The sequence below is a fragment of the Acinetobacter seohaensis genome (assembly GCF_056431365.1).
Window position 1 is genome coordinate 1 of record NZ_JBWKMK010000102.1, and the last position, 3,399, is coordinate 3,399.

The 3,399-nt window shown below is 40.8% G+C and carries 2 protein-coding genes, 1 rRNA gene and 1 pseudogene; 1 reads left to right on the top strand and 3 read right to left on the bottom strand.

The genetic code is table 11. The annotated features are described in order from the left end of the window. Window positions 1-96, top strand: a pseudogene (locus AC07E5_RS10030) (IS1595 family transposase); the annotation flags it as partial. Between the two features lie 133 nt (window positions 97-229). Here AC07E5_RS10030 and AC07E5_RS10035 read toward each other — a convergent pair. From AC07E5_RS10035 to rrf, 3 genes are all read right to left on the bottom strand, one after another. Further along, a complete protein-coding gene (locus AC07E5_RS10035; RefSeq protein ID WP_498625373.1) occupies window positions 230-1,399 on the bottom strand; it encodes a PQQ-dependent sugar dehydrogenase in 1,170 nt (389 codons plus the stop codon). Window positions 1,400-1,590: 191 nt separating this feature from the next. Then, window positions 1,591-2,949 carry an MFS transporter gene (locus AC07E5_RS10040; RefSeq protein WP_004974034.1) on the bottom strand — a complete coding sequence of 453 codons (1,359 nt, stop codon included), beginning with the start codon at window positions 2,947-2,949 and terminating at the stop codon, window positions 1,591-1,593. A gap of 334 nt (window positions 2,950-3,283) precedes the next feature. Then, window positions 3,284-3,398: ribosomal RNA gene (gene rrf / locus AC07E5_RS10045) — 5S ribosomal RNA — on the bottom strand. Window position 3,399: the final 1 nt, after the last annotated feature.

Sequence of the window (3,399 nt, forward strand, 5' to 3'; positions counted from 1 at the left end):
AAAGAGTATTTTGATTATCATCTTAAAGAAACAGAATGGCGTTGGATGAGGGAGCCTAATGAGCTAGCAACAGAGTTGTGGGACCTCATTAGGTAAAACTAAGTGCAAATCTGCTAGTCTAGAGCCTACCTAAACATAAATCTGAAAAAGCCCCGACATGATGTTGGGGCTTTTTTCTATTTGTTTTTTGTCCTACTTTGAAATAAGTTTAGACCTGAAGAAATTTATTTTATGGAGCCACCAATTTAAGCAATCTGGCAGATTGACCATCTTCAATCACCCAAATATTGCCATCCTGTGCTTGAAGTACGCCACGAATCCGCTGACCCATCTCGATACGCTGTAACTCCCGAACAGGCTGTGCTTGCGTATCCACCACAATAATTGCTTTTGAAGATAAACCACCAAGAATCGCTTTATGCTTCCAATGTGGGAATACATCTCCCGTATAAAACATCAAACTTGAGGGAGAGATGACTGGCGTCCAATCCAGAACAGGGGCTGTAAATTCAGGACGAGTTGCATGGTCTGGAATGGGCAACCCATTATAATGATCACCATTCGACACCAACGGATAGCCATAGTTTTCGCCTTTGGCAATCAGATTCAACTCATCACCCCCTTTAGGTCCCATTTCTGCAACCCAAAGCTGCCCTGTAGAATCGAATGCCATGCCTAAAGGGTTGCGATGCCCCAAACTCCAGACTTGCTTGGCAATCTCTCCATGTGTTTGAAATGGATTGTCTAAAGGTGTTGTACCATCTGTATTTAAACGTAAAATTTTACCTAAATTAGATTTTAAATCCTGAGCAGGTTCAAACTTTTGTCGCTCACCAGAACTTATCCATAATTTGCCATCTGCCCCAAACTTTATACGATGCGCATAATGTCCTTGTCCCGATACTTTCGGCACTTGCTGCCAGATTCTTTGAGTTTCGGTGAGTTTTGGCGTGGGTTTAGCATCTAATACAAGCTTGCCCCGAATCACGACTGCACCGTAACCACCCGTACCCACTTCGGCATAACTTAAATAAATCTGCTGATTCTGTTGAAATTCAGGATCTAAAATGACATCACCCAAACCACCTTGTCCGCCATAGGCGACTTCAGCGATAGCTTGAACATCTAAGCTTTGACCTGTTTTTGGATCAAAAAGTTTTAATTTCCCCGCTTTTTCTGTAATTAATAGGCGTCCATCGGGTAATTCTGCCAATGCCCACGGCTCATTAAAATCTGCAATTGGCTGTATTTGATAGCGTTGTAAATTTTGTGCAGAAGTTGATTTTGACTCTAAAGCAGCCGTGTTCTGTTTCGGCTCAACTTGCGCATTACACCCTGTAGTTAAACCCAATACAACTAGACATATAAATCCATAGTATTGCCGATTTATCTTGAGCATCCTAATTGCTCCTCTATTCATTCAATCTTTGCTTGTGCTAATCAAGACATCATAATCAATGAAATGTACCTCGTGCACAGTAGAAATGTAGCGATACACACTTTCTTACTTAAATCTTCTACAAAGTGAATAGGCAAAAAATTAAGGAGCAATGCTCCTTAATTTCAAAGTCCCAAAACACTAACGATCAATTAACTATAAGATCGGCTGGCTTTTTTAACCACGCTTGGCTCACTCACCACCTGTGATGTACTTTGTAAACGAATCAGTGCTACTGCAATTGCACCAATCACTGCAGGAATCGCCACCGCCAAAAAGTTCATTTTATGTGGTAAATCCATGCCCAAAAGTACGCCAATAATAATAGGGCCTACAATCGCACCGACACGCCCCACTGCAGAAGCACAGCCGATACCTGTAGAACGAATCGTAAGTGGATAATACTGAGCAACAAAGCTATACAATAAAATACTGCTGCCAATGGCAGAAGCACCTGCTAAGCCCACCAATAAATAAATCACAGGCTGTGGTGAATTAAAGCCTAGACCCACTAGAGAGAATGCGCCCAATAAAAACATGCCAATAATCACAGGTTTTAAGTGGAAACGGTCTGCTAAAATCCCGCCACTGATGGTTCCGATCACAGCACCAATGTTCATCGCCATTAAGAACATTAAACTGTTACCCAGCGAATAACCTGCTGCCATCATCAGTTTTGGCAACCAACTGCCCAAAGCATAAACCATCAACAAACACATAAAGAAGCAGCACCAAAACAGCAAAGTACTCATGCCACGGTTATTTTTAAATAAGGCTGCAATTGAGGCATCTGCGGTTTGTACTTCATTTAATACAAATTGTGTTTGTGGGCTGATATTTTCTTGTGGGCTAATTTGCTGGACGATGTGACGCGCTTTTTCATGTTGCTGTTTTTTCACCAAAAAAGTTAAAGATTCTGGTAAGAAAAACCACAATAAAGGCAAAATAAGTAACGGTAATCCCGCAATATAGAACATCACTTCCCAGCCAAAGCTAGGCGTCAACCATGCACCAAGTAAGGCTGCCATAATGCCGCCCACGGCATAGCCGCTGAACATGGTGGTAACTAAGGTACTACGCATTTTTTGTGGTGCATATTCAGAGGTTAAAGCCACGAGGTTAGGCAATACCCCGCCAATCCCTAAACCTGCAATAAAACGTAAAATACCAAACTCTGTTGGGTTGGATGCAAAGCCGCCCCAAAAAGTAAAGCCACTAAATAACGTCACACAAATTAATATGACATTTTTACGGCCAATTTTGTCTGCCAACATGCCAAACAGCATGGCGCCAAACATCATGCCTGCCAGTGCCGTACTCGCAAGCATACCTGCCTGTACAGCCGTCATATTCCATTCTTGCATCAGTAGTGGTAAAGCCACACCGTTAATCGCCAAATCATAACCGTCAAAAATAACGACAAATACGCACCAAAGTACAATTTTTAAATGAAAAGGTTTAAACTTTGCTTGATCCACTACAGCATTCACATTCATTGTTGTTGCTGTCATTTTTCCCTCACCTCCAATTGTGAGCTTTTTATTTTATAAAAAATGAATGGTTATTCACTTTTGTATATAAAATGAATCAATATTCACTTTTTGTCTACAGCAAAAACTTAACTCTGGTTAATTTTCTTAAAAACCTAGACTAAAGTTGTAGATAAATTCGACCAAATAGACTTGCAGTAATTTATGATATTTTGATATATGCTATATTTTTCACATAATTTATTATTGTAAATATATTGTTTTAAACTTCTTTCTTCTACTTTTCTTCTTAATATTTTCCTTTCCGTATAAAAAAGCCCCCTTGACGTTTATGTCAAGGGGGCTTTGAATAATGAGCTGGCGATGACTTACTCTCACATGGGTAACCCCACACTACCATCAGCGCGAAGAGGTTTCACTTCTGAGTTCGGGAAGGGATCAGGTGGTTCACTCTTGCTATGGTCGCCAGCA

Coding starts and splice junctions, on each gene's coding strand:
- AC07E5_RS10035 (WP_498625373.1), bottom strand. CDS start 1,399: ATGCTCAAGATAAATCGGCAATACTATGGATTTATATGTCTAGTTGTA.
- AC07E5_RS10040 (WP_004974034.1), bottom strand. CDS start 2,949: ATGACAGCAACAACAATGAATGTGAATGCTGTAGTGGATCAAGCAAAG.